The following is a 24,049-nucleotide window of genomic DNA, read 5'->3' as shown; positions in this document are numbered from 1 at the left end:
TTCTGACCGTGATCTGGGACACGTTCAACGAGGCAGCCACCAGATAGCCTTGCGAACGGGATTCCCTGCACTGGAGATCGAGATGAAGAAGCTTCTGGCGATCGCCGCGCTCGTGCTGGCGAGCACCGTGACAGCGCAGGCACAATACACATTCGATTACGGCGGCCGCACCATCCGCATCGATCCGGATCGTGGAACGGTTTCGATCCCCGGCGTCTATGACAACACCAGCCGCAGTTCCAAACGCACCAAGCACAGGGACGCCGAGCAGAAGCGCGAGACGACACCGAAAGACGCCAGGACGGATTCTCCCTCTCCGCCCGTCACGCCACCCGCTGCCACTGCATCACCCGCTCCGGCTACGATTGATCAGGCTGCCGCCCCGGCGGCGCCGTCAGCCGCAATGACCGAGCCCGCGAACACGAGCGTCGCACCACCTCCGGCTACGGCAGCGACCGCACCGCCACCACCACAGCCGCCACCGGTCGTGCAGCAAAGCGCGGCGCCGGCGGCGAGTCCGGTCCCAGTGCCAACGGTCGGTGTCGCATCGCCTGCAGCGAACCCGGTGCAGGCAGCCAACTCGCCGCTGGGCGTCTGGTTGACTGAAGAGAAGGAAGGCAAGGTCCGCATCGAGCAATGCGGCGCCAATCTCTGCGGCTACTCGGTCGACAAGAAGTCGAACGCCAACGGCGAACAGGTTCTGATCAACATGAAGCCGGGCAAGGACAAGTGGAGCGGCCGCATCTTCGATCCGAACAGCGGCAGCACCTACGATTCCACCATCGCGCTGAAGAGCCCCGACACGCTGCGCGTACAGGGCTGCGCGTTCGGCGGCATGTTCTGCGGCGGCCAGACCTGGACGCGGGTGAATTGATTGCCTGTCCCGAAAAAGTAGAAGCCCCGCTCACAAGCGGGGCTTCTGCCTTTGGCCGGCAACGACCGGTCAGCCGAGCTTGCCGTTGTATTCCTCGTCGGTGACGTGCTCCATCCAGGTCGAGAACACCCCGTCGAGCGCTTCCTGCATGGCGATGTGGGTCATGCTGTTGTCGGGCGAAGCGCCGTGCCAGTGCTTCTCGTTCGGCGGAATCCAGACCACGTCGCCGGGGCGGATTTCCCGGATCGGCCCGTCCTTGGCCTGCACGCGGCCGATGCCCGAGATCACGTAGAGCGTCTGCCCGAGCGGATGGGTGTGCCAGGCGGTGCGCGCTCCGGGCTCGAACGACACCCGCGAGGCGTTCAGCCGGGCCGGCGCCGGGGCCATGTTGATCGGATCCTGCAGCACGCTGCCGGTGAAATGCTCCTTCGGCGCGCGGCGGGTCGGCCGCGAGCCGGAAACGTGGATATCCATCGGGTTACCTCCCTTTCTTGACGTTATTTCTTGGATGCGGCGTAACGCGCCTTGGTATCGGCATTCATCGGATACAGGCCGGGCAGCTGGGCGCCGTTGTTCACCTCGTTGACGATCCAGGCTTCCATCCGTTCCTGCTCCGGCCCTTCGGCCAGCACGTGATCGAGGAATGCCTGCGGGATCAGCACCGCGCCGTCCTGGTCCGCCACCACCACGTCGTTCGGAAACACGGCAACGCCGCCGCAGCCGATCGGTTCGCCCCAGCCGACGAAGGTCAGCCCTGCGACCGACGGCGGCGCGGCGTAGCCGTCGCACCACACCGGCAGGCCGGTGCCGAGCACGCCCTCGACATCGCGCACCACGCCGTCGGTGATCAGCGCCGTCACCCCGCGCTTGACCATCCGCGCGCAAAGGATGTCGCCGAAGATGCCGGCGTCGGTGATGCCCATGGCATCGACCACCGCGATGCAGCCCGCCGGCATCGCCTCGATTGCGGTGCGGGTCGAGATCGGCGACGACCACGATTCCGGCGTCGCCAGGTCCTCGCGGGCCGGAACGAAGCGCAGCGTGAAGGCCGGTCCGACCAGCCGCTTCAGCCCGGGCTTCAACGGCTTGGTGCCGCGCATCCAAATATTGCGCAGGCCCTTCTTGAGCAGGACCGTGGTGATGGTGGCGGTGGACACGTGCGACAGCGTCGCGATCGCCTCAGTGGACAGTGACATCTCGAGAGCTTGCTCCGATGGGAGGGAAAGACCGGCGCATGTTGCCGGGCAAAGGGCGTGCGTCAAGGGCTGCGCGAAAATGCTGCGATCAGCCAAATTTATCGCCGGCATGCCGATTAATTTATTGAAGTTGCTGCGTCATTTTGCACGAAGCGAATTCCGTTTTGTCACGAAACACGCTAGCTTGATGGCCGACGAAGTCCGCTTGATCCAAATGGCCGAACCCTTAAGTCCTCCCCGCCTTTTGCCGAGTGGCGATGCCGCCATCACGGTGGAATTCAGCCGCACCATCGATGATGCCGCCAACCGGCGGGTGCTCGCGCTCGACCGGGTGATCGCAGCCGAGCCGATCGCCGGCATCACCGAGACCGTGCCGACCTACCGTTCGCTGCTGGTGCATTACGATCCCGTGCAGATCAGCTTCGACGCGCTCGGCGAGCAGCTGCTCGCGCGCGCCGCCAAGGCACCGCCGACCGAGACCGGCACGCGGCGCTGGCGGATTCCCGTCACCTATGGCGGCGAGCACGGCATCGATCTCGAGGATGTCGCCAAGAGCCTCAAGACCACGCCCGACCAGATCGTCGCCCGCCATGTCGCCGGCGACTATCGCGTCGCCATGATCGGCTTTACGCCCGGCTGGTCCTATCTCAGCGGGCTGGAGACATTCCTGCACATGCCCCGGCGCAAGGATCCGCGGCTGCTGACCCCGGCCGGTACCATCTCGATCGGCGGCATCCAGACCGGCGTGCAGTGCCTGGCCGGCCCGAGCGGCTGGCACCTGCTCGGCCGCACCCCGGTGCGAACCTACCAATTGCATCGCGACCCGACGTTCCTGCTGGAGCCAGGCGATGCCATCACCTTTACGGCGATCGACGCCAAGACCTTTGCAGAACAGGACCGCGCCGCCGAGGCCGGCGAGGTCGTCGCGGAACTGGTGACGCCATGAGCAAGCTCGTCGTCACCTCGATCGGCCCGGCAAGCTCGGTGCAGGACGGCGGGCGCCCGGGCTCGCAGCGTTACGGCCTGGTGCCGAGCGGCGCGATGGACCGGCTTTCACTGGCGGCCGCCAACACGCTGGTCGGCAACGACCCGTTCGCCGCCGCGGTCGAAATCGGCCCGTTCGGCGCCGCCTTCACCGCACGCGGCGGCGCGGTGCGCGTCGGGCTCGCCGGGGCATCGCGCAACGCTGACATCGGCGGCCGGCCGGTCGCGTTCGACAGTTCGGCGACGCTCGCCGAGGGCGAGACGCTCAATCTCGGCTTCGCGCGCGGTGGTTCGTTCAGCTATCTCGCGATCGAGCACGGCATCGAAGGCGAGCCGATGTTCGGCAGCCTCGCGGTCAATGCCCGCGCCGGGCTCGGCAGCCCCTACCCGCGCCCGCTGCAGAGCGGCGACGAGCTGACGACAAAAGCCGCCAGCGCCGCCGCCGAGCGCCGCATCGAGTTGCCGGCGGAGACCGATGCGCCGATCCGCGTCGTGTTCGGCCCGCAGGACGACGAGTTCGCCGAGGACAACAAGAAGCTGTTCATCGACAGCGAGTGGAAGATCTCGGCCACCAGCGACCGCATGGGCTACCGTCTCGAGGGTCCCGTCATCAGGCACCTCGACGGCCACAACATCGTCTCCGACGGCACCGTGAACGGCAGCATCCAGGTGCCCGGCAACGGCCAGCCGATCGTGCTGATGCCCGACCGCGGCACCAGCGGTGGCTATCCGAAGATAGCGACCGTGATCACGGCGGATTTCGGTCGCTTCGCGCAGCTCTCGGCCGGCCGGCCGTTCCGCTTCAAAGCGGTGACGATGGCGGAAGCGCAGGCCGAAGCGATCAAGCTCCACGCGCTGCTGCGTTCACTGCCCGACCGCCTCCGCGGCATCGAGGATTTTGGTCTCAACATCGAAGCGCTGCGGGATGCGAATGTCGCGGGCCAGGCGGTCAGCGCTGTGGATGTATCGACCTGGCAAGTCGCGTTACCCTGAATCAACACAACAAACGGATCGATCGTCATGACCAAAACCGTCGACCTCAATTGCGATCTCGGCGAAAGCTTCGGCCCCTGGGAAATGGGCAATGATGCGGCGATGATCGAGCTAGCGACCTCGGTCAACGTCGCCTGCGGCTTCCATGCCGGCGATGCCGACATCATGCGCAAGACGGTCGAGCTCGCGAAGGCGCGCGGCGTCAGCGTCGGCGCCCATCCCGGCTATCGCGACCTGCATGGTTTCGGTCGCCGTCCGATGCCGGGGCTGACGTCCTCGGAGATCGAGAACCTGATCGCCTACCAGATCGGCGCCTTGCAGGCGATCGCGACTGCGGCCGGCCACAAGGTCACCCACGTGAAGGCGCATGGCGCGATTTCCAACGTCGCCTGCGAGGACGACATGACCGCGCGGGCGATCGCCAATGCGATCAAGGCCGTCGATCCGAGCCTCGTGTTCGTGGTGCTGGCAAACTCGAAGCTGGTGCGCGCCGGCGAAGCCGCCAACTTACGGATGGCGCATGAGGTGTTTGCCGATCGCGCCTATGAGGACGACGGCAATCTGGTGTCGCGCAAGAAGCCCGGTGCGGTGCTGCATGATCCCAAGGCGATCGCCGAGCGCGTGGTGCGGATGGTGCAGGATGGTGCGGTCGTCTCGGTCACCGGCAAGGTGATCAAGATGCAGACCGATACCGTATGCATTCACGGCGATACGCGCGGCGCCGTCGAGATCGCGCAGGGCCTGCGCGAAGCGCTGAAGCAGGCCGGCATCACGGTTGCGCCGTTCAAGACCGCGCACTGAACAGCCCACGCAATGACCGAGGGCCGGCCACCGCGCCGGCCCTTTTAGATTCCGTTAAGAGTCTTCTTAAACCCAAACTTGCCGTTTGATTGCTAGGTGCAGATTCCGAGCCTTTGATTGTCCTCTCAGGAAATTGGGTACGAAAGCATGTTCCGCACCAGCCTCTCCCTCGCCATTGCGGCGGTTGCCACCGCCGCCTTCACCAGCGCTGCATCCGCCGGCTGCTACAGCTGCTATACGCCGCCGCCCCAGCCCTGCACGACCTGCTATCAGGTGCAGACGGTGCCGCCGCAGTATCGCACCGTGCAGGAAACCGTGATGGTGGCGCCGGGCCGCGTCGTCGCGCATCGCACCCCTGCGCAGTATCGCACCGTGATGGTGCCGAAGACCGTGATGGTCGCGCCCGAAGGCGTCGCCTATGAGCGGATCGCGCCGCAATACGCCACCCAGGAACGCACCGAGATGGTCTCGCCGGGCTATTCCTACTACGCCCCGGTTCAGCAGACCTGCAACACCTGCGGCGGCTACGGCTACGGCTACGGCCGCTACTGAGCGATCCACACCCAGCCAATACAAAGCCGCCGCCTGATCACATCAGACGGCGGCTTTTGACTGTTCAGAAGGTCTCAGAACGGGTGGACGGACAGCGTGCCGAACACGATCGCCGCGATCACAGCAAAGGCGCTGTACAGCGCCGCGGTGTGAATTCCGGCCCCGGACTTTCTTGAAACTTGCCGCGCGTGAAAGTGCAGGCGGGCTTCCGCCGATAGTTCGCGCATGGTCGATCTCCAACGCCCCATTCTCGGGCATATGGAATATCGTTCGTGGCGCAATTCAAGCGGGTGGCAAAAATAGCGACGCCACACCCGCGAGGAACCCGGTTCCCGGAGGAATCTTCTTCCTCTCGGGCTCGCCCGAGAATGTTATTCGTCGCAATTCGAGGCGTCGGGAACCCGCGCCAGTCCCGCGTGACCGAAAATCTCGAAAACAACCCCATGCAAAGGAGTCGGAGGCCCCCCGCTGGCGTCGGCCACTACCCGCACTCAGGGCTTCCAGCGCCCGATCCTGAATGCAGCCAGATGGCCGGGGATGTCGGCCGGATCGAACGGTGGACCGGCGAACGCGCCGATGGCGTGGGAGGCGCCTGCCGGGCGACCGGACGCGGCGTCGTAGAGGTCGGGCCTGAACACCGCCATGGCGGCCTTCAGCGCCTCCGGCCGGTACGGTGTCTGGCCCCATCGCACCATCTGGGCGTAGAGCCAGGCCGCCTGCGCGGGATCCGGCCGCGCCGCCGCCTCGCGCCCCACCAGCAAATAGCGATTGCTCTCGCGCATGGTGCCGTCCGGCGAGATCTTCAAACGACCATCGAGCGTGCGCTGGATGACGCTGGCGTCGACGCCGAGCCGCTCGGGTGAGCTAAGAATGCGCGCGACCTCGGGCCGGTTCTCCGGTTGCTCGATGAACTCGGCGGCGCGCAGATGCGCGCGCACCAGTGACGCCACGACGTCTGGATGCTTCTCCGACCAGCTCTGGCGCACCGCGAGCACCTTCTCCACCGCGCTGAGCAGGATGTCGGAGACGAAGTGCAGGATGTGGCCGACGCCGAGATCAACCGCGATCGAATTCCAAGGCGCGCCGACGCAGAACGCATCGACGTGCCCGTTGGCGAGACTGTCGACCATGTAGGGCGGCGGCAGCACCACGAGCTGGACGTCCTCATCGGGATCGACGCCGCCGGCAGCCATCCAGAATCGCAATTGATAATTGTGGGTCGAGAACGGGAAGGTCATGCCGAAGGTCAGCGGCTCGGCCCCGCTCTTGCGCCGCTTCGCAACCACGCGGGCCAGCGCCTGCGCGGTCGCCATCGGATCGAAGCGGTCACCGTCGATCTCCTCCATCAGCGCGGCATGCAGCGCCGGCGAGACCGTGATGGCGTTGCCGTTAAGCCCGAGATTGAACGGCGCTGTAATCGGCACCTTGACGTGGCCAAGCCCGAGGCTCGAGGCGATCGCGACCGGCGCCAGCAGATGGGCGGCATCGAACAGGCCGATATTCAGTTTGTCGCGGACGTTCGACCACGACACTTCGCGGACCAGCGTGATGTCGAGGCCCTCAGTCGCGGCATAACCCTTGTCGACGGCGACGATCAATGCGGCGGCGTCGACCAGAGGAATGAACCCGATGCGCAAGGGTGTGGTCATTTCAAGAGCTCCGACGCCGTCAGGATCGATTGCGCGATCTCCCCGATTTTCTTTTTCTCGCGCATCGCGGTCGAGCGCATCAGCACATAGGCCTCCTCCTCGGTCAGCCCCTTCACCTTCATCAGGATGCCCTTGGCGCGGTCGATCACCTTGCGCTCCTCCAGCGCGTGCTTGGTGCGGTCGAGCTCATCCTGCAGCTTGGCGAAGGCATTGAAGCGCGACACGCAGAGATCGAGGATCGGCTTCATCCGCTCCTTCTTGAGGCCGTCGACGATATAGGCGGAGACGCCCGCCTCCACCGAGGCCTGGATCGAGGCAGCGTCGCTCTGGTCGACGAACATCGCGATCGGCCGGCGCACCGCACGGCTGACCTGGAACATCTGTTCCAGCACGTCGCGGCTGGGGTTCTCAAGGTCGATGACGATGATTTCGGGATCGAGCGCGTAGATCCGCGACAGCAGGCTCTGCATCTCGCTGATATGGACCACGTCGGTGTAGCCGGCCTCCCGCAGCCCCTCCTCCAGGATGGCCGCGCGGATCGGGCTCTCGTCGACGATGACGATCCTGGGAGACGATTCTGCGCTCATCGACAACTCTTAAGCCCCGGCGACTGCATCCATATCACGCCAGAAGGTCCGGGAAAGGGTTGTAATTCTCGGCAATTGGGACTAGCTCCTGCCCATCAATCAGGCAGATTTGGGACGATATGCAAGAGGCCGCCGCGCCGAAAGTGAGCTTTGTGTCCTTGGGTTGCCCCAAGGCGCTGGTCGATTCCGAACGCATCATCACCCGGCTGCGCGCGGAGGGCTATGAGCTGGCGCGCAAGCATGACGGGGCCGACATCGTCATCGTCAACACCTGCGGCTTCCTAGATAGCGCCAAGCAGGAATCGCTCGCCGCGATCGGCGAAGCCATGGCGGAGAACGGCAAGGTCATCGTCACCGGCTGCATGGGCGCCGAACCCGAGCAGATCGAGAGCGCCTATCCCGGCGTGCTCTCGATCACCGGACCGCAGCAATATGAGAGCGTGCTGGACGCCGTGCATCGGGCGCTGCCGCCGGCGCACAATCCGCATCTCGACCTGGTGCCGCCGCAGGGCGTCAAGCTGACGCCGCGCCACTACGCCTATTTGAAGATCTCCGAAGGCTGCAACAACCGTTGCAGCTTCTGCATCATTCCGAAGCTGCGCGGCGACCTGGTGTCGCGGCCGGCCAATGACGTGCTGCGCGAGGCCGAGAAGCTGGTGAAGGCCGGCGTGAAGGAATTGCTGGTCATCTCGCAGGACACTTCGGCCTATGGCGTCGACCTGAAATATGCCGAGAGCCCGTGGCAGGATCGCTCGGTGCGCGCGAAGTTCTACGATCTGGCAAAGGAGCTCGGCGAGCTCGGCGCCTGGGTGCGGCTGCAATATGTCTACCCCTACCCGCATGTCGACGAGGTCATCGGCCTGATGACCGATGGCAAGGTGCTGCCCTATCTCGACATCCCGTTCCAGCATGCGAGCCCCGACGTGCTGCGCGCGATGAAGCGTCCGGCCGCGCAGGAGAAGACGCTGGCACGGATCCAGAAGTGGCGCGAGCAATGCCCGGAGCTGACGCTGCGCTCGACCTTCATCGTCGGCTTCCCCGGCGAGACCGATGCCGATTTCGCCTATCTGCTCGACTGGCTCGATGAAGCCGGGATCGATCGCCTCGGCTGCTTCAAATACGAGCCGGTGGCCGGCGCCACGTCGAATGCGATCGGCAACCCGGTGCCCGACGAGGTCAAGCAGGAGCGCTGGAACGCGCTGATGGCCCGGCAGCAGAAGATTTCCGCGCGCCGCCTCAAGCGCAAGGTCGGCACCCGCCAGCAGGTGATCATCGACGAGGTCGGTCCGACAGTGGCAAAAGGCCGTTCAAAGGCCGACGCGCCGGAGATCGACGGCGCGGTGTACCTCAGCAGCCGCCGCCCGCTGAAGGTCGGCGAAATCGTCACCGCCAAGATCGAGCGTTCCGACGAATACGATCTCCACGGCACCGTCGCCGGATTCTGACCTCGGCTAATTGGCGGCCGGCGGAGCCGCGAGCGCCGGATCCAGCGTGCGCAGTACCCGACGGATGCGGACCGAGCTGCCGATGCCTGCGTTGCGCACATAGGCATCGATGACCTCCTCGCTCTCGACCACGACGAGGCCGAACAGCTTGCGGTCATCGGTGGCGTAGGTGCACAGCCAGTGCATCTTGCCCTGCGTTGCGATGATTGCGTCCAGCGCAATGCGCGCATGCCGCGCCGCCTGCGCGTCATCGGTGACATCGAAATTGGCAGGAAGATCTCGTTCGATCAGCAGCTTGATCACGGCGCCACCTCCAGGATTGCCTGGCGGCAGCCTAACACGCTCCACGAGCCGCTTGCGTGCGAGATCACCTCCCGCTTGACACCGCCGCCGGTTCGGCTGTATGAGCCCGCGCCATGAAGCTGAACCGGACCAACCGCCGCGCCACCTGCCAGCGTCGTCGCAACGACGATGAAGGGTCGCGCCATGTCCGACGCCAGCGCTGATTAGCTAAAAGCATCAGCTGAGGTTTTCGAGAAGGCCGCGCCCCCAAAGCGCGGCCTTCTCGCTTTTCGGCCTGCCCTTTTTCCCAACACTGTCCCCAGAGGAGATCGACATGACCAACGCCACCCATCCGTTCGACGCGCTGATGGACATCACCGCCCGCCCGGAGGTCGTGTTCGTGCGCGGCGCCGGCTCCTATCTCTGGGACGCCAACCGCAACCGCTATCTCGATTTCGTGCAGGGCTGGGCCGTCAATCCGCTCGGCCATTCGCCGGTCATCGTCGCCGACGCGCTGGCGGCGCAGGCCCGGCGGCTGCTGACGCCGAGCCCGGCGTTCTACAACGAGCAGAGCCTGAAACTGGCCAAGGCGCTGGTCGACAGCAGCTGCTTCGACCAGGTGTTCTTCGCCAATTCCGGCGCGGAGGCCAACGAAGGCGCGATCAAGCTCGCGCGGAAATTCGGCGCCAAGTACAAGGGCGGAGCGCACGAGATCATCACCTTCGAAGGCGGCTTCCACGGCCGGACGCTCGCGACCATGTCGGCCTCGGGCAAGAAGGCGTTCGAGCCGCTGTTCGAGCCGAAGGTCTCGGGCTTCCGGAAAGCGCGGCTGAACGATATCGAGTCGGTGCGGAAGTTGATCTCCCCGTCGACGGTCGCGGTCATGCTCGAGCCGATCCAGGGCGAAGCCGGCGTCTGGCCTGCGAGCGACGCATTCCTGCAGGAGTTGCGCGCGCTGACCCAGCAGCGCGGCCTGCTGCTCATCGTCGACGAGATCCAGACCGGCATCGGCCGGACCGGAAAGCTGTTCGGCCATGAGCATGCCGGGATCGCGCCCGACATCATGACGCTCGGCAAGGGCATCGGCGGCGGCGTGCCGCTGGCGGCGCTGCTCGCAACCGAACATGCCTCCTGCTTCGATCACGGCGATCAGGGCGGCACCTTCAACGGCAATCCGCTGATGTGTGCCGCGGGTCTCGTCGTGCTCGATCAGATCGGCAAGCCCGATTTCCTGAAATCGGTCACCGACACCGGGCTGCTGCTCGAGCGTGAATTGCAGCGGCTATCGGCGCGGCACGGGCTCGGCGAGATCAGGGGCCGCGGCCTGCTGCTCGCGCTCGACCTCAAGATGCCGATCGGCGCAGCTGTGATGGCCGAGGCGTTAGCGGCCGGCGTGCTGGTCAACTCGCCGCAGCCCGACACGCTGCGCTTCATGCCGGCGCTCAACGTCACACGGGAGGAGATCGCCTTGATGATCGACTGCCTGGATACGGTGCTGACCAAGGTCGGAGCAGCAAGGCGGGTGGCGTAAGAACCAACCCGCTCGTCATCGCGAGGAGCGCAGCGGCGAAGCAATCCATCGATCCGCATGTGCGGAGATAATGGATTGCTTCGCTCGCAATGACGGCGAGAACTACGGCCTGAGAATTGCCGCGCCGGTGGTGGCCCGGCTTTCCAGGTCGATATGCGCCTTCGCCGCATCCTTCAGCGCGTAGGCGTGGTTGATCGGCACGTGCAGCTTGCCGTTGATCACGGCGGCGAACAGCGTGTCGGCGCCTTCGAGCAGTTCCTTGCGGGTGCCGACATAATCGTTGAGCTTCGGCCGCGTCGCGAACAGCGAGCCGTGGTTGTTGAGCTCGGCGAGCGGGAACGGCGGCACCGGGCCCGAGGCGTTGCCGAACGAGACGAACAGGCCGCGCGGCCTGAGGCACGATAGCGATCCCGGGAACGTGGTCTTGCCGACGCCGTCATAGACCACGTCGCAGAGCTCACCGCGGCTGATCTGCTTGACGCGTTCGACGAAGTTCTCCTCGTTGTAGAGGATGACATGGTCGCAGCCATTGGCGAGCGCGAGATCGGCCTTCGCCTTCGAGCCGACAGTGCCGATGACATGTGCGCCGAGCGCCCGCGCCCACTGGCAGGCGAGCAGCCCGATGCCGCCGGCCGCGGCGTGGATCAGTACCCGATGGCCCTGCTCGACCTTGAAGGTCTTGTGCAGCAGGTACCAGACCGTGAGCCCCTTGAGCATCAGCACGGCGCCCTGCTCATAGGTGATGTGGTCGGGCAGTTTGACGAGTTTGTCGGCCGGGATGACGCGCTCGGAGGCGTAACCGCCGAGGTTGTAGTAGTAGGCGACACGATCGCCGGGGTGGAAATTGGTCACTCCCGGACCGACCGCCAAAACCTCGCCCGCGGCCTCGTTGCCGGCAATGAACGGCAGGCCGGGCGCCTTGTAGAGGCCGGTGCGGAAATAGACGTCGATGAAGTTGAGCCCGACCGCATGCTGGCGGATCCTGACCTCGCCGGTCCCGGGTGCGCCCACCTCGACGTCCTCATAGGTCAGGACTTCCGGTCCCCCCACCTTGTGCACGCGCACAGCCTTGGTCATGTCGTCGCTCCCCTCAAATTCTGACCTGCCGAGCGAATGCCATCGGCACCTTCTTGTCAACCAAGCGGCCTGGAGCCGGCCCAGAGCAAGATGTGTTGGGATCGAATCGGTTCGGCCACGCGCGACTTCACCTCTCCCCATCGGGGAGAGGTCGATTTGCGAAGCAAATCGGGTGAGGGGCCGCAGCGCTAACGAGGGACTATAACCCCTCACCCGGCGCTACGCGCCGACCTCTCCCAAGGGAGAGGTGAACCTCCACTGCCGATCCACTTCAACCCAATCTCATCATGTCTTAGCGCGCGGCCTTCTTGCGGTTGCGTTTGGCCAGCACGTTGAACATCTCGACCGCGACCGCGAAGACGATCGCGAAATAGATGTAGCCGCGCGGAATGTGGAATTTGAAGCCGTCGGCTACCAGTGCCACGCCGATCAGCACCAGGAACGCCAGCGCCAGCATCTTGGTGGTCGGATGCTCCGCGACAAACCGCGCCACCGGTCCGGACGAGATGTACATGATGGCGCAGGCGATCACGACCGCCGCGACCATGATCTCGATGTCCTGCGCCATACCGATCGCGGTGATGATCGAGTCCAGCGAGAACACGAGGTCGATGATGATGATCTGCACGATCACCCAGAAGAATGCGTTGGGGCTCGGCTTCTCCCTCTCCTCGACGTCACGCGCCTCGACCTCGCCGTGGATTTCGTGGGTCGCCTTGGCGATCAGGAACAGGCCGCCGCCGATCAGGATGATGTCGCGCCACGACAGTGAGATGTCCTGCACTGATATCACCGGTTGGGTCAGCCCGATCAGCCAGACCAGGATCGACAGCAGCAGAATGCGGAACACCAGCGCCAGCAGCAAACCGATCTGCCGCGCGCGGTTGGCCTGCGGTTGCGGAATCCGCGAGACGAGCACCGACAGGAAGATGACGTTGTCGATGCCGAGCACGATCTCAAGCGCAGTCAGGGTCAACAGCGCTGCCCAGGCTTCCGGGCTGCTGATCAATTGCATCATGCTCTGAAGGCTTTCATCCGGCGGATCACGGTATCGCTGCCGACAATGTAGACGGCAATGGCGCAGAGACCGAAGGTGATGGGCGCGCCAACCACGAAATCGTTGGCGAGCGTATACGCGCCGAGCACCGCCCAGGCGCCGAGCAGCCACAGCGTCAGCCAGCGCAGCCGCACCACGCGGAACGGGTGCAGCACGTGAAACGGCGCGAAGGTCAGCACGATCAGCAGCGCGACCACGATGGTCGACAGCACCGGCGGCAGATGCAGCAGGAACAAATAGAACGCCGCCGCATTCCACAGCGCCGGGAAGCCGCGGAAATGATTGTCGTCGGCCTTCATGCGGCGGTCGGCGAAATACAGCGCGCTGGAGACCACGATGCCGATGCCGAGGATCGGCGCGGCCAGCGGCAGCAGCATGCCGCTCGCGGTGATCGCATAGGCCGGCACGAACACATAGGTGACGAAATCGACCACCAGGTCGAGCACCTCGCCCGACCAGTTCGGCTGCAGCCGAACCACGTCGAGCCGGCGCGCCAGCGGGCCGTCGATCCCGTCGATGATCAGCGCAACCCCGAGCCAGGCGAACATGTTGGCCCAGTGCTCGCGCACGGCCTCCAGCATCGCCAGCAGCGCCACCCCGGCGCCGAGTGCCGTGAAAATATGAACGGAGAATGCGGCGGTCCGCATCCGTTCTGGCAGCGCATCCGGCTGGCTCGAGTGCTCCATCGGCCGAGTGCTATCAGGAATCGGCCCACTTTGCATATGCAGTCTTGCGGCGTTCGGCCGCGCAAACCGTTGGAAACTCTTGGTGGTTACCGATGGCTTGAAAATCGGGCCAAGCATGTCAAATGTCCAGATATGACCGACAGCTCGCTCGATTATGACGTTATCGTAATAGGCGGCGGCCCGGCCGGATTGACGGCTGCGATCGCACTCGCCGATGCCGGCGCGCGGACCGCGCTGCTGGCGCGCCGCGCGCCCTATGCCGACAACCGCACCACCGCGCTGCTCGGCGCTTCGACCGACATCCTGGAACGGCTCGACGTCTGGCGGCGCTGCAGCGACAAGGCGGCCGCGCTCAAGACCATGCGCCTGGTCGACGACACCGGCCGCCTGATCCGCGCACCGGAAGTGCGGTTCAATTCCGACGAGATCGGCCGCGAGCAGTTCGGCTTCAACATCGACAACCGCGCGCTGGTCGCGGCGCTCGAGGAGCGCGCCGGCGAGATCGCAGCGCTGACGCGGTTCGACGACGAGGCCGCCGCGGTGCAGCCGGATGATGCCGGGGTCACCGTGGTGACGCGGCAGGGCCAGCCGCTGCGGGCCCGGCTCGTGGTCGGCGCCGATGGCCGCAATTCATTGTCCCGCGAGGCCGCCGGTATCGAGGTTGTCAGCCGCGCGCTCGGGCAGTCCGCCCTCACCTTCAACATCACCCACAGCCGCCCGCACCGGAACATCTCGACCGAGTTTCACACCGAGCACGGCCCTTGCGTGTTCGTGCCGCTCAGCGGCGACCGCAGCAGCGTGGTCTGGGTTTCGACACCCAAGGAGGCCGAGCGGCTGAAGGCGCTCGGCGACGAGGAATTGTCCGAAGCGGCCGAGCGGCAATCGCATTCGATTCTCGGCCGCGTCGAGGTGCAGCCCGGACGGCATGTATTTCCGCTCGCCATCGAGCGGCCTCGGCAGTTCGCCAGGAACCGGATCGCGCTGGTCGGAGAATCCGCCCATGTGCTGCCGCCGATCGGCGCGCAGGGCCTCAACATGGGGCTGCGCGATGCCGCCGATATCGCCGAGATCGCGGGCCAGGCGATCGGCCGCGGCGAGGATCCCGGCGCGCCGAACGTGCTGGCACGCTACCAGGCCGCGCGGCGGCCCGACGTGGCCAGCCGGACCTGGGCGATCGACATCGCCAACCGCTCGCTGCTGAGCGATTTCCTCGGCGTGCAGACCGCGCGTGCCGCCGGCCTGCACGTGCTCGGCGCGTTCGGCCCGCTGCGGCGTCTGGCGATGCGCGAGGGCCTTGCGCCGTCCTGGCGGCGGTGAGCATCATGCGCGCTTAGGGAAATACCAGTCGCCCGCTCTGGATGAACCACATCACGCTGGTCAGCGTGATCACCGAGGCGAAGGTGCCGATCAGCACCGCGACCGACGCCGGCTCGATCCAGGTGTCGTTCTGCCGCGCGATCACGAACACGTTGAGCGCCGGCGGCAGTGAGGCCATCAGCACCGCGGTCGCCGCCCAAGGCTGCGCGAACGGGCCGAACAGCAGCATCAGTCCGAAGGCCAGCAGCGGATGGATCAGCAGCTTGATCGCAACCACGCCCGGCACCTCCCACGGCACCCGCTCGAACGGCCGCAGCGCCACGGTGACGCCGAGCGCGAACAGCGCCATGGGCGCCGCGGCGTTCTGCAGGAACTGGATGGTGCGGTCGAGCGCTGTCGGAATCGGAACGTGAAACGCGGCGACCAGCGCGCCGAACACCGCCGACATGATCAGCGGGTTCTGCACGATCTGCTTGAGCACCACGCCGAATGCGTGCAGCAGCGAGGGATGGTCGCGGTCGGTGAGCTCGATCAGCAGCGGCACGATCGAGAACAGGAAGATGCTGTCGCAGCAGAAGATCAGCGCGGTCGGCGCCGCCGCCTTGGTGCCGAGCACGGCCAGTGCCAGCCCGGGGCCCATATAGCCGATATTGCCGTAGGCACCCGACAGCCCGGCGAGCGTCGCCTCGCGCAGCGTCAGGCGTCCGATCAGCTTGCCTGCGAGCATCGCCAGGAAGAACGCGATCACGGTTCCGAGCGTGGTGGCGATCAGGAATGGCGGGTTGTTCAGCTCCGCAAACGGGGTCTTGGACATGATCCCGAACAGCAGCGCCGGCAACGAAACGTAAAGCAGGAAGAAATTCATCCAGGCGAGCCCGCTCTCGGGCAAACCCTTGGCTTTTCCGCAGGCATAGCCGATGAAGATCAGGCCGAAATACGGCAGCGCCAGATTGAGGATATCGATCATTCTGAAAGTAGTTTCTCGGCCGGTTTTCGGGCCGTTTTTGCAGGTCTGGAATCGGTAAACCCGGGGTTAATTCGAAGCTTAGCCCCTAGCATCGGCCACAATGTTGGTCTATCGACGAACCATGATCAAAGCGCGCACCGCCAAATTCCAGATCGGGCAGATCGTCCGTCACCGGGTGTTCTCCTTCCGGGGCGTGATTTTTGATATCGACCCGGAGTTCAACAACACCGAGGAATGGTGGCTGTCGATTCCCGAGGACATGCGGCCGCACAAGGACCAGCCGTTCTACCATCTGCTCGCGGAGAACTCGGAGACCGAATACGTCGCCTATGTCTCCGAGCAGAACCTGCTGCCCGACGAGTCCGGCGAACCGATCCGGCACTCGCAGGTCGCGGAGATCTTCATCAAGGACAAGTCGGGCGGCTACCGCCCGCGCAATCCGTCGCTGAACTGACCCGCCGCACCGCGGCTCGGCCGGCCGCGTCATATCCCGTCACGTTTGGCCAGCGCTGCCGCGACCGCCCAGACCACGAACCCCGCCAGCGCCAATCCGGCGCCGACCAGCCCGGTCGAGGTCCAGCCGTAGCCGGCCGCAACCGCCATTCCGCCGAGCCACGGCCCCAGCGCGTTTGCGGTGTTGAATGCGGAATGGTTGAGCGATGCAGCGAGGCTCTGCGCCTCGCCCGCGACGTCCATCAGGCGGGTCTGCAACACGGTGGCGAGCGCGCCGCCGAGTCCGATCAGGAAGACGTCCGCACTCAGCGTCCAGAAATTCAGTGCCGCCAGCGGATACAGCGCCAGCGTGGCCGCCGACCACAGCAACAGCCCGCCCGCGGTCGCCATCAGCGCACGGTCGGCAAAGCGCGGCACGATGATGTTGCCGGCGGTCAGGCCGGCACCGAACACGCAGAGCGTCACCGGCACCAGCGCCGGCGAGGTGTGCGTCACCGCCAGCATGGTCGAGGCGAGATAGGTGTAGACCGAGAATAGCCCGCCGAAGCCGATCGCGCCGATCGCCAGCGTCAGCCAGACATGCTTGCGCCCGAGCGCGGACAGCTCGCGCAGCGGGCTCGCATTGCTGTTGGCGACGTCGCGCGGCGCGAACAGCAGAACCAGGATGGCGGTGAGCAGCGCGAGGCCCGCGACGATCGCAAACGCCCAGCGCCAGCCGATCGCCTGCCCCACCCCGTTGGCGAGCGGCACGCCGATCGTCGTCGCAATGGTGAGGCCGAGCAGGACGCGGCCGACCGCCGCCGTGCGCTTGTCCGTCGGCACCAGCGAGGCCGCGACCAGCATGGCGATGCCGAAATAGGCGCCATGCGGCAGCCCGGCGAGGAAGCGCAGCACCAGCATGGTGTGATAGTCGGGCGCGAGCCCCGACAGGCCGTTCATCAGCGCGAAGAAGCCCATCAGCGCTATCAGCAGCGTCCGCCGCGTCATGCGCGCCGACAGCACGGCGATGACAGGCGCGCCCACCACGACGCCGAGCGCGTAGGCGCTGATCGCCTGGCCCGCCTGCGGCTCGCTGACATGCAGGTCGTGGGCGAAAAACGGCAGCAGGCTCATGGTCGCGAATTCGGCGATGCCGATCGCGAAGCCGCCCATCGCCAGCGCGAGGTGGACGATGCCCGGATGAAACGCGCCGGGAACATTGTCCTGGTCGACGCGGCCATCGGCCGAAGCCCGGCTGCCCGCCTGCAAAGCCTCGTTCCTCGGCCGGGAGAGCGGTTCCCGCCGCTGCTTGCTGACTTGCTGGGACATTGGCGACTTCCATGACTGCGAACGGCGGCCAGGGTCCGCGGGAGAACCACGCGCGCTTTGGCGCATCGAAAGCGCGCATTCCGCGCGTTCGTCTGGCCTCCCGTGACGGATTTATGATTGTGCTTCGACGCCCGAGGATTTGTCCGGACAAGGCAACCGCGATGCGGCTTGGCGCGATCGATTTGCCTTGAGTGACCATCGCACACCACCTGCGCAATCACCACCGCAGCAGGCTGCCATCAGCCAGTCCGTATCGCATGACAAAAAAGGCGCCCTTCCGGGCGCCTTTTGATTTGCGATGATCTCGCGACGGCGTGAGCGCTTGAACGCTTACTTGGCCGCCGGGTTGGCTGGAGCCGGCGTCGCACCGGCAGCGCCCGCGCCTTCCAGCTTCTTGCGCTGCTCTTCGGCACGCTTCTGCAACTCTTCCTGCAGCTTCTTCGAGTTTTCCTCGAACACCTTCGGATCGGTCGGCGGGCCGTCGAACGCCTTGGCGAATTCGGTGTTGAGCGGCAGCGGCAGCGTCAGCGGCGCGCCGTTCGAATTGATCGCCTGGACCACGAGGTTCTGGCCCTTCTTCATGTTGGCGATCAGCTCGGGGGTTGCTTCATAGTCGGACATGCAGCCGTTCTGGAAGCAGATCACGTAGGGCGCCTGCTGCGGCGGGTTACCGTCGACGATGACGCGGGTGCCGTGCACGAGCTGCATGCCGAGCGGCAGCGTGACGCGCAGGATCTTCTTCGGCTCGCCTTCCGGCTCGATGATCACGGCGGCGATCACAGGCTGGCCGGACTCGATGCGGCCGTCCTTGCCGGTGAAGCACACCTGCTTGGCGTTGGCTTCCTGGCCCTTCAGGCAGAACTTGGTCCAGGGGGCGTAGATGAGCTGGATCTGCTGATCCTGGGCGGGCTGCTGGCCGGCGGCCGCGGCGGGCGGCGCACCTGCTGCGGCCGGTGCCTGGGCTGCGGGCGCCGGGGCTGCCGGAGCCGCCTTCGGAGCTGCCTTGGGTGCCGCCTTGGGCGCGGCCTTCGGTGCCGCGGGCGCCGGCGCTGCCGGCTGCTGGGCCTGCGCGGCAGGAACCAGGAGCGCTGCAGAGAATGCCGTCGCCGCCATCAGGGCAACAACTCGCCCATGCGGCCGGACCGGGGCGGCCAAGATACGGAAATTCATTGCGGAAAACCCTTTCTGAACGGCAGCACCCGAAACCGCTGCAGGCGCCGACACATAGCCGCGAAACACAGCTGCTCCCGCGGCTGTCTCCTAGTCAATTGAGGCGGATACGTGACAGGCGTTCCCGCCTTCGAATTGCACGCCTTCAATACAGCGGCGCGCGGAAAGATCAATGCCGACAACCGCATTTGCGCCTATGTGACGACGAGTTTCAGCGGCCTGTGATAAACCTCGGTCGTGACGTTTCGCGAATCAAATCCGGCGCCTCACGCACGTGTTCCCGGGCACGTTGGGCGCGTCGCATCGGCCGCCGTCCCGCTCGTCTTGGCATTCGTCCTGGCATTCGTCACGGCACTGCTGACGGGCGCACCTGCCCCGACATTGGCCGCCGAGAGCCGCGCGATCGCGATGCACGGCGCCCCCGCGCTGGCGGCCGACTTCACCCATTTGCCCTATGCCAATCCGGACGCCCCGAAGGGCGGTCGGCTGGTCCTGAGCCCGCGAGAAGGCACCTTCGACAGCCTCAATCCGTTGATCGTCCGGGGCCTCGCCGTGCAGCAGCTGAGGGGCTACGCCTATGAGCGCGGCTATGTCTACGAAAGCCTGCTGGTGCGGAACAATGACGAGCCGTTCACGCTCTACGGCCTGCTTGCCCGCAGCGTCGAGACCGACGATGCCAGAAGCTATGTGACATTCCATATCGACCCGCGGGCACGCTTCTCCGACGGACGCGAGGTCACCGCCGACGACGTGGTGTTCTCGCTCGAGTTGCTGCGCGATCACGGCCGTCCGCTGCATCACCAGTATTATTCGAAAGTCGCAAAGACCGAGGTGCTCGACCCGCTCACGGTGCGATTCGATTTCGGCGGTGTCGCGGATCGCGAATTGCCGATGATTCTGGGCCTGATGCCGATCCTGCCGCGTCATGCCACCGACGTCTCCAGGTTCGAGGAGACCACCCTGGCGCCGCCGATCGGCTCGGGCCCGTATCGCGTGACGGCGGTCAAGCCCGGCACCAGCGTGACCTTCACCCGCAATCCCGATTACTGGGGACGCGACCTGCCGGTGAACCGCGGCCTGTGGAATTTCGACGAGATCAGGCTCGACTATTACCGCGACGCCAACGGCCAGTTCGAGGCATTCAAGCGTGGCCTCTATGACTTCAGGACCGAGCCCGAACCGCTGCGCTGGCACGATGGCTACGATTTCCCCGCAGCGAAACGCGGTGAGGTGATCCGCGAGGCCATCAAGATCGGCACGCCGCAACCGTCCGAATTCCTGGTGTTCAACACCAGGCGGCCGAAATTTGCCGACGTCAAAGTGCGCCAGGCACTGCTGATGCTGTTCGACTTCGAATGGATCAACCACAATTACTATTTCGGACTCTATTCGCGCGCCGGCGGCTATTTCGCGGGCTCGGAATTGTCCGCCTATGGCCGCCCCGCCGACGACCGCGAGCGCGAACTGCTCAAGCCGTATTCGTCGCACATCCCGCCCGACATCCTCGATGGCCGCTATCGCCTGCCCGCCACCGACGGCTCAGGCCGCGACCGCACCATCCTTCGCAACGCGCTCGCGCTGTTGTCCGAGGCCGGCTACGCGCTCGACGGCACCGTGCTGAAGCAGCGCTCGACCGGAACGCCGCTGCGGATCGAGATCCTGGTGACGACACGCGAGCATGAGCGGATCGCCCTCGCCTACCAGCGCGACCTGAAGCGCGCCGGCATCGACGCCGCGGTGCGGGTGGTCGATGCGGTGCAGTTCGAGCAGCGCCGGGTTGCCTTTGATTTCGACATGGTCCCTGTTCGCTGGGACCAGTCGCTGTCGCCAGGCAACGAGCAGTGGTTCTACTGGGGCAGCCAGGCGGCCGACGTGCCGGGCACCCGCAACTACATGGGCGCCAGGGATCCGGCCATCGACGCCACGATTGCCGCCCTGCTGGCGGCGCGGGAGCGGCCGGCCTTCGTCTCGGCGGTGCGGGCGCTGGACCGGGCCCTGACGTCGGGCTTCTACGCTATCCCCCTATTTAACTTGGGAGAGCAATGGATCGCGCGCTGGAATCGGATAGAACGGCCTTCGACCACGGCGCTGACGGGCTACCTGCCGGAGACTTGGTGGGAGAAGCCCGGCGCGGAATCCAAATAGTCTGCCAAGATAGTCTGCCAAGTAATCTGCCAAAGTGTTCTGCCAAGCAATCGATCAGGTGATGCGCCCCGACGCGGCATGACCTGGTCCGATCGAAGCGATGCAACCGACGTTGAACCTGTGAACCAGTCGATCACCTCGCCCACCCTCGATACGCTGTTCAAGCGCACCCTGGCGCGGCAGCCCGAGGCGCTGGCGCTGGTCGACCCGCTCAACAAGCAACGCGTCACCGGACAGACCCGCAAGCGCCTGACCTATGCGCAGGCCGACCGCGCGATCTCGGCGATCGCCGCCCATTTCGTCGAGATCGGATTGCCGGCCAATACAGTGATCGCGGTTCAGCTTCCCGGCACGATCGAATTTGTCTTGACGGTGCTCGCCGCCCATCGGGTCGGCCTCGTGGTGGTGCCGTTGCCGCTGCTGTGGCGGCAGGCCGAGCTGACCTCCGTGCTCAACCGCACCGCGGCGCGGGCGATCGTGACATGCAGCAGGATTGACGGCATCTCCTACGCCGACCTCGCCATGAACGCTGCGGCCGAGGCGTTCTCGATCCGCCATGTCTGCGGCTTCGGGACCGATCTGCCCGAAGGCATGTCGTCGCTCGATCAGGCCATTCTCGAGGACTCCCGGACCTCGCGCCCGATGATCCAGGACGGCCGCAAGCCGGCGCTGATCTCCTTCGACGTTACCAGCGATGGCTTTCGTCCGGTGCCGCGCGCGCATTTCAGCCTGATCGCCGGCGGGCTCGCGATGTCGCTCGAGAGCGACCTGGCGCAGGGCGCGACCATCATGTCGGCGTTTGCGCCGATGTCGTTTGCCGGCATCTGCTCGTCGCTGGTGACCTGGCTGCTGTCCGGCGGAACGCTCGTCATGCATCACCCGTTCGACGAGGACGCGTTCGAGGCCCAGTTCAACGATCACGCCTGCGACACGCTGATCGCGCCGGCGCAGCTCGCGCTGCGGCTCGACGAGCGCGGCCTGTCGGAGCGGCTGCCCAGCCTGCGCAACGTGATCGGTCTGTGGCGGATGCCGGAGCAGGTTGCCTCCAGCGCGCACTGGATCTCGCGGCGGGTGACCATGACCGACGTCTATCTGTTCGGCGAGGCCGGGCTGTTCGGCGCCCGCCGTACCGGCGAGGACGGATCGCCGGCCCCGATCAAGCCCGGTCCGCACAGCGCGCCACGTGAAGCTCCCAGCGCATCGATCGCCGGCGAGGTCCTGCTGACCCCGAAGGGCACGCTCGGCCTGCGCGGCCCGATGGTGCCGGTCGCGGCCTATGCGCCTTCGTCGCCGCCGGCCGAAAGCCTGATCGCGCCGGCGCCACGGGATTACGTCGACACCGAATATGCCGCCCGGCTCGACCGCACGACCGGCGCCATCAACATCACCGCCCCGCCGTCGGGGGTCATGACGGTCGGCGGCTACCGCTTCCTGGCCGAGGAGTTGCAGGAATGGTCGCGCCGGCTCGGCCAGGGCGCGCTGTTGACGGCTTTGCCGGACCGCCTCAGCGGCCACCGCCTGGCCGGACGGGCGCAGGACAATGCGCGGGCCCGCGACGCCCTGACAGAACTTGGGCTTAACCCGTTGATGGTCGAAGCATTTCGCGACCGCAGCGGCACCGGAATGCCTTAAAATCTTATCATTGCGTTAGTCTTAGCATTGTGTTGACGCCGCATTAAGCCAAGCCAACTAGCATCGCAGCCGTTGCTGTTCTTAAGCATTGGTTTCGAGCGTTCGAATGTCTCAACAAGGTCCGGTTCTCATCGTCTCGGCATCGGCAAAGCCGCCGTTTGCCACGGTCCTCGATGAAACCAAGCTGTTTCCGGTCGTGGTCACCGACTGGAACGAGGTCGGGCGCGCCATCGAGCAGGTCAAGCCGGCCGCGATCATCGCGGCCGCCGAGGGCGTCGACTTCGTCACCCTGTCGGGGCTTGCCAAGCGCGCCGCCGCCCGCGCGCCCTACCTGCCGCTGATCGCGGTCGATCCCGCGACCACCCTGCCCGACACCGTGATCGCGTTCTTCCAGAAGAAGGGCCTGCCGGATCGCCTGGTGGCCCGGCTCAATGCGAGCCTGCGCGTTCGCGCGCTGCATGCGACCGTGATGCGTCGGCTGGTGCCGCCGGCCCCGGTCGCACTGACGGATATCGATCCGGTCGGCGAAGCCACCACGCTGCTGATCGGTCGCGGCGGCGCCTACCCGACGCTGTCGGTCGCGCTCGGCGAACGGGCCGGCGTGGTCGGCGCGCTCAGCATCGAGGCCGCGGCCAAGCATCTGTCCAACCGCGACATCGACGGCATCGTGCTGGCCGAGGGATTCACGCCGCGGGTGATGGACGCTTTCCTGACTGTTTTGACCGAGGATGTCCGCTTCCGCCCGCTGCCGGTGATCGTCACCTCGGGCGAGCTGACGCCGCGTTACGAACTGCCCAATCTCGAGATCGTCACGGCCGGGCCGACGCGGGTCGCCGACATGGCGTTGCCGATGATCCGGCAGCATGCCTTCGAGGCGCGGCTCGGCCGCATGCTCAAGGCGATCGACGCCAAGGGCCTGATCGATCCCCGCACCGGACTGCTGACCAAGGCCGCGTTCGAGCGCGATTTCGCGACCGCCGTCTACCACACCGCCGAGCGCGGCGGCGCGCTCTCGGTGGCGCGCTTCACCTTCGACAACGTGCAACCCCGCGCGCAATTCGACGGCGCGCGGATCATCAGCCGGCTGATGCGCCAGGCCGATTTCGGTGCCGTCTATGACGACCGCTCGCTCGTCGTGGCATTCGCCGGCACCGATTTGCGCAACGCGCAGGCGATCACGCGGCGATTGGCGAGCGTGATGCGCCATACCCAGAACGGCCGCCGCGACGTCAGAGCCGAGCCCGCCGTCAGCGTCGCAACGCTGCTGCCGGGCGATTCAACGATGTCGCTGCTTGGCCGCTTGTTCGGGACGCCGGAGCGCGCGGCCTCGTAACAAGCTCCAT

At 65.9% G+C, this 24,049-nt stretch carries 24 protein-coding genes; 12 read left to right on the top strand and 12 right to left on the bottom strand.

Annotated features, from left to right (window positions below):
- Positions 1 to 82: 82 nt before the first annotated feature.
- The gene (locus JQ507_16405) at positions 83 to 874 is read left to right on the top strand and encodes a DUF2147 domain-containing protein (protein QRI72946.1); all 792 of its coding nucleotides are present in this window, start codon (positions 83 to 85) and stop codon (positions 872 to 874) included.
- Positions 875 to 943: 69 nt separating this feature from the next.
- Here the strand turns inward: JQ507_16405 and JQ507_16400 are convergent, their stop codons facing one another.
- Together JQ507_16400 and JQ507_16395 are read right to left on the bottom strand one after the other, a co-directional pair.
- Positions 944 to 1,348 (bottom strand): cupin domain-containing protein, encoded by a 405-nt coding sequence (locus tag JQ507_16400; protein QRI72945.1) that lies wholly within the window; start codon positions 1,346 to 1,348, stop codon positions 944 to 946.
- Between the two features lie 23 nt (positions 1,349 to 1,371).
- Positions 1,372 to 2,070, bottom strand: coding sequence for a ribonuclease activity regulator RraA (locus JQ507_16395; GenBank protein ID QRI72944.1), 699 nt, complete (start codon positions 2,068 to 2,070; stop codon positions 1,372 to 1,374).
- Positions 2,071 to 2,284: 214 nt separating this feature from the next.
- Here JQ507_16395 and pxpB point away from each other — a divergent pair, with 214 nt between their 5' ends.
- The 4 genes from pxpB (at position 2,285) to JQ507_16375 (ending at position 5,400) form a co-directional block, all read left to right on the top strand.
- Entirely contained in the window at positions 2,285 to 3,016 is a 732-nt protein-coding gene (pxpB, locus tag JQ507_16390) for a 5-oxoprolinase subunit PxpB (protein ID QRI73364.1), read from the top strand.
- Entirely contained in the window at positions 3,013 to 4,047 is a 1,035-nt protein-coding gene (locus JQ507_16385) for a biotin-dependent carboxyltransferase (GenBank protein ID QRI72943.1), read from the top strand. Before pxpB ends, JQ507_16385 begins: the two co-directional genes overlap by 4 nt.
- Before the next feature lie 27 nt (positions 4,048 to 4,074).
- Complete coding sequence (locus tag JQ507_16380; protein ID QRI72942.1) at positions 4,075 to 4,848, top strand: LamB/YcsF family protein; 774 nt, start codon at positions 4,075 to 4,077, stop codon at positions 4,846 to 4,848.
- Between the two features lie 147 nt (positions 4,849 to 4,995).
- Positions 4,996 to 5,400 carry a hypothetical protein gene (locus JQ507_16375; protein QRI72941.1) on the top strand — a complete coding sequence of 135 codons (405 nt, stop codon included), beginning with the start codon at positions 4,996 to 4,998 and terminating at the stop codon, positions 5,398 to 5,400.
- Between the two features lie 74 nt (positions 5,401 to 5,474).
- On the opposite strand, the gene JQ507_16370 is transcribed toward JQ507_16375, so the two are convergent.
- The 3 genes from JQ507_16370 to JQ507_16360 all read right to left on the bottom strand — a co-directional run bounded on the left by JQ507_16370 (position 5,475) and on the right by JQ507_16360 (position 7,636).
- Positions 5,475 to 5,627 carry a hypothetical protein gene (locus tag JQ507_16370; protein ID QRI72940.1) on the bottom strand — a complete coding sequence of 51 codons (153 nt, stop codon included), beginning with the start codon at positions 5,625 to 5,627 and terminating at the stop codon, positions 5,475 to 5,477.
- Positions 5,628 to 5,891: 264 nt separating this feature from the next.
- Entirely contained in the window at positions 5,892 to 7,049 is a 1,158-nt protein-coding gene (locus JQ507_16365; GenBank protein QRI72939.1) for an ABC transporter substrate-binding protein, read from the bottom strand.
- Entirely contained in the window at positions 7,046 to 7,636 is a 591-nt protein-coding gene (locus JQ507_16360) for an ANTAR domain-containing protein (protein ID QRI72938.1), read from the bottom strand. The genes JQ507_16365 and JQ507_16360 overlap by 4 nt, the downstream gene beginning before the upstream one ends.
- Before the next feature lie 119 nt (positions 7,637 to 7,755).
- Here JQ507_16360 and rimO point away from each other — a divergent pair, with 119 nt between their 5' ends.
- A complete protein-coding gene (gene rimO / locus JQ507_16355; protein QRI72937.1) occupies positions 7,756 to 9,081 on the top strand; it encodes a 30S ribosomal protein S12 methylthiotransferase RimO in 1,326 nt (441 codons plus the stop codon).
- A 6-nt stretch (positions 9,082 to 9,087) separates the two neighbouring features.
- Here the strand turns inward: rimO and JQ507_16350 are convergent, their stop codons facing one another.
- A complete protein-coding gene (locus tag JQ507_16350) occupies positions 9,088 to 9,384 on the bottom strand; it encodes a hypothetical protein (protein ID QRI72936.1) in 297 nt (98 codons plus the stop codon).
- Positions 9,385 to 9,697: 313 nt separating this feature from the next.
- On the opposite strand from JQ507_16350, the gene JQ507_16345 reads away from it, so the two are divergent.
- A complete protein-coding gene (locus tag JQ507_16345; protein ID QRI72935.1) occupies positions 9,698 to 10,894 on the top strand; it encodes an acetylornithine transaminase in 1,197 nt (398 codons plus the stop codon).
- Positions 10,895 to 10,996: 102 nt separating this feature from the next.
- On the opposite strand, the gene JQ507_16340 is transcribed toward JQ507_16345, so the two are convergent.
- The 3 genes from JQ507_16340 to JQ507_16330 all read right to left on the bottom strand — a co-directional run bounded on the left by JQ507_16340 (position 10,997) and on the right by JQ507_16330 (position 13,714).
- Positions 10,997 to 11,971 carry a quinone oxidoreductase gene (locus tag JQ507_16340; GenBank protein QRI72934.1) on the bottom strand — a complete coding sequence of 325 codons (975 nt, stop codon included), beginning with the start codon at positions 11,969 to 11,971 and terminating at the stop codon, positions 10,997 to 10,999.
- Positions 11,972 to 12,263: 292 nt separating this feature from the next.
- Entirely contained in the window at positions 12,264 to 12,989 is a 726-nt protein-coding gene (locus JQ507_16335) for a TerC family protein (GenBank protein QRI72933.1), read from the bottom strand.
- Entirely contained in the window at positions 12,986 to 13,714 is a 729-nt protein-coding gene (locus tag JQ507_16330; GenBank protein QRI72932.1) for a phosphatidylcholine synthase, read from the bottom strand. The genes JQ507_16335 and JQ507_16330 overlap by 4 nt, the downstream gene beginning before the upstream one ends.
- A 132-nt stretch (positions 13,715 to 13,846) precedes the next feature.
- On the opposite strand from JQ507_16330, the gene JQ507_16325 reads away from it, so the two are divergent.
- Complete coding sequence (locus tag JQ507_16325) at positions 13,847 to 15,031, top strand: UbiH/UbiF family hydroxylase (protein QRI72931.1); 1,185 nt, start codon at positions 13,847 to 13,849, stop codon at positions 15,029 to 15,031.
- Between the two features lie 13 nt (positions 15,032 to 15,044).
- Here the strand turns inward: JQ507_16325 and JQ507_16320 are convergent, their stop codons facing one another.
- Positions 15,045 to 15,998: an AEC family transporter gene (locus tag JQ507_16320; GenBank protein QRI72930.1), complete on the bottom strand. Its 954-nt coding sequence runs from the start codon at positions 15,996 to 15,998 to the stop codon at positions 15,045 to 15,047.
- Positions 15,999 to 16,119: 121 nt separating this feature from the next.
- On the opposite strand from JQ507_16320, the gene hspQ reads away from it, so the two are divergent.
- Positions 16,120 to 16,452, top strand: coding sequence for a heat shock protein HspQ (hspQ, locus tag JQ507_16315; protein ID QRI72929.1), 333 nt, complete (start codon positions 16,120 to 16,122; stop codon positions 16,450 to 16,452).
- A gap of 29 nt (positions 16,453 to 16,481) precedes the next feature.
- On the opposite strand, the gene JQ507_16310 is transcribed toward hspQ, so the two are convergent.
- A complete protein-coding gene (locus tag JQ507_16310; protein ID QRI72928.1) occupies positions 16,482 to 17,759 on the bottom strand; it encodes an MFS transporter in 1,278 nt (425 codons plus the stop codon).
- Between the two features lie 330 nt (positions 17,760 to 18,089).
- The gene (locus JQ507_16305) at positions 18,090 to 18,929 is read right to left on the bottom strand and encodes an invasion associated locus B family protein (protein ID QRI72927.1); all 840 of its coding nucleotides are present in this window, start codon (positions 18,927 to 18,929) and stop codon (positions 18,090 to 18,092) included.
- Positions 18,930 to 19,337: 408 nt separating this feature from the next.
- Between JQ507_16305 and JQ507_16300 the strand changes: the two genes are divergently transcribed.
- The 3 genes from JQ507_16300 (at position 19,338) to JQ507_16290 (ending at position 24,039) form a co-directional block, all read left to right on the top strand.
- On the top strand, positions 19,338 to 21,074 hold the full coding sequence (locus tag JQ507_16300) for an ABC transporter substrate-binding protein (GenBank protein ID QRI73363.1): 1,737 nt from the start codon (positions 19,338 to 19,340) through the stop codon (positions 21,072 to 21,074).
- A 120-nt stretch (positions 21,075 to 21,194) separates the two neighbouring features.
- A complete protein-coding gene (locus JQ507_16295; protein ID QRI72926.1) occupies positions 21,195 to 22,706 on the top strand; it encodes an acyl--CoA ligase in 1,512 nt (503 codons plus the stop codon).
- A gap of 106 nt (positions 22,707 to 22,812) precedes the next feature.
- A complete protein-coding gene (locus tag JQ507_16290) occupies positions 22,813 to 24,039 on the top strand; it encodes a GGDEF domain-containing protein (protein QRI72925.1) in 1,227 nt (408 codons plus the stop codon).
- The last annotated feature ends 10 nt before the right edge of the window (positions 24,040 to 24,049 follow it).

Origin of the sequence: Bradyrhizobium sp. PSBB068 (assembly GCA_016839165.1) — a bacterium.
Classification (GTDB): domain Bacteria; phylum Pseudomonadota; class Alphaproteobacteria; order Rhizobiales; family Xanthobacteraceae; genus Bradyrhizobium.
The sequence above is the reverse complement of the archived record's forward strand: the minus strand, read 5'-3'. Positions and strand labels throughout refer to the sequence as shown.

What these genes read in the sequence shown, in the direction of transcription:
- JQ507_16405 (QRI72946.1), top strand. Translation starts at nt 83, where the DNA reads ATGAAGAAGCTTCTGGCGATCGCCGCGCTCGTGCTGGCGAGCACCGTG.
- JQ507_16400 (QRI72945.1), bottom strand. Translation starts at nt 1,348, where the DNA reads ATGGATATCCACGTTTCCGGCTCGCGGCCGACCCGCCGCGCGCCGAAG.
- JQ507_16395 (QRI72944.1), bottom strand. Translation starts at nt 2,070, where the DNA reads ATGTCACTGTCCACTGAGGCGATCGCGACGCTGTCGCACGTGTCCACC.
- pxpB (QRI73364.1), top strand. Translation starts at nt 2,285, where the DNA reads ATGGCCGAACCCTTAAGTCCTCCCCGCCTTTTGCCGAGTGGCGATGCC.
- JQ507_16385 (QRI72943.1), top strand. Translation starts at nt 3,013, where the DNA reads ATGAGCAAGCTCGTCGTCACCTCGATCGGCCCGGCAAGCTCGGTGCAG.
- JQ507_16380 (QRI72942.1), top strand. Translation starts at nt 4,075, where the DNA reads ATGACCAAAACCGTCGACCTCAATTGCGATCTCGGCGAAAGCTTCGGC.
- JQ507_16375 (QRI72941.1), top strand. Translation starts at nt 4,996, where the DNA reads ATGTTCCGCACCAGCCTCTCCCTCGCCATTGCGGCGGTTGCCACCGCC.
- JQ507_16370 (QRI72940.1), bottom strand. Translation starts at nt 5,627, where the DNA reads ATGCGCGAACTATCGGCGGAAGCCCGCCTGCACTTTCACGCGCGGCAA.
- JQ507_16365 (QRI72939.1), bottom strand. Translation starts at nt 7,049, where the DNA reads ATGACCACACCCTTGCGCATCGGGTTCATTCCTCTGGTCGACGCCGCC.
- JQ507_16360 (QRI72938.1), bottom strand. Translation starts at nt 7,636, where the DNA reads ATGAGCGCAGAATCGTCTCCCAGGATCGTCATCGTCGACGAGAGCCCG.
- rimO (QRI72937.1), top strand. Translation starts at nt 7,756, where the DNA reads ATGCAAGAGGCCGCCGCGCCGAAAGTGAGCTTTGTGTCCTTGGGTTGC.
- JQ507_16345 (QRI72935.1), top strand. Translation starts at nt 9,698, where the DNA reads ATGACCAACGCCACCCATCCGTTCGACGCGCTGATGGACATCACCGCC.
- JQ507_16340 (QRI72934.1), bottom strand. Translation starts at nt 11,971, where the DNA reads ATGACCAAGGCTGTGCGCGTGCACAAGGTGGGGGGACCGGAAGTCCTG.
- JQ507_16335 (QRI72933.1), bottom strand. Translation starts at nt 12,989, where the DNA reads ATGATGCAATTGATCAGCAGCCCGGAAGCCTGGGCAGCGCTGTTGACC.
- JQ507_16330 (QRI72932.1), bottom strand. Translation starts at nt 13,714, where the DNA reads ATGGAGCACTCGAGCCAGCCGGATGCGCTGCCAGAACGGATGCGGACC.
- JQ507_16325 (QRI72931.1), top strand. Translation starts at nt 13,847, where the DNA reads ATGACCGACAGCTCGCTCGATTATGACGTTATCGTAATAGGCGGCGGC.
- JQ507_16320 (QRI72930.1), bottom strand. Translation starts at nt 15,998, where the DNA reads ATGATCGATATCCTCAATCTGGCGCTGCCGTATTTCGGCCTGATCTTC.
- hspQ (QRI72929.1), top strand. Translation starts at nt 16,120, where the DNA reads ATGATCAAAGCGCGCACCGCCAAATTCCAGATCGGGCAGATCGTCCGT.
- JQ507_16310 (QRI72928.1), bottom strand. Translation starts at nt 17,759, where the DNA reads ATGTCCCAGCAAGTCAGCAAGCAGCGGCGGGAACCGCTCTCCCGGCCG.
- JQ507_16305 (QRI72927.1), bottom strand. Translation starts at nt 18,929, where the DNA reads ATGAATTTCCGTATCTTGGCCGCCCCGGTCCGGCCGCATGGGCGAGTT.
- JQ507_16300 (QRI73363.1), top strand. Translation starts at nt 19,338, where the DNA reads ATGCACGGCGCCCCCGCGCTGGCGGCCGACTTCACCCATTTGCCCTAT.
- JQ507_16290 (QRI72925.1), top strand. Translation starts at nt 22,813, where the DNA reads ATGTCTCAACAAGGTCCGGTTCTCATCGTCTCGGCATCGGCAAAGCCG.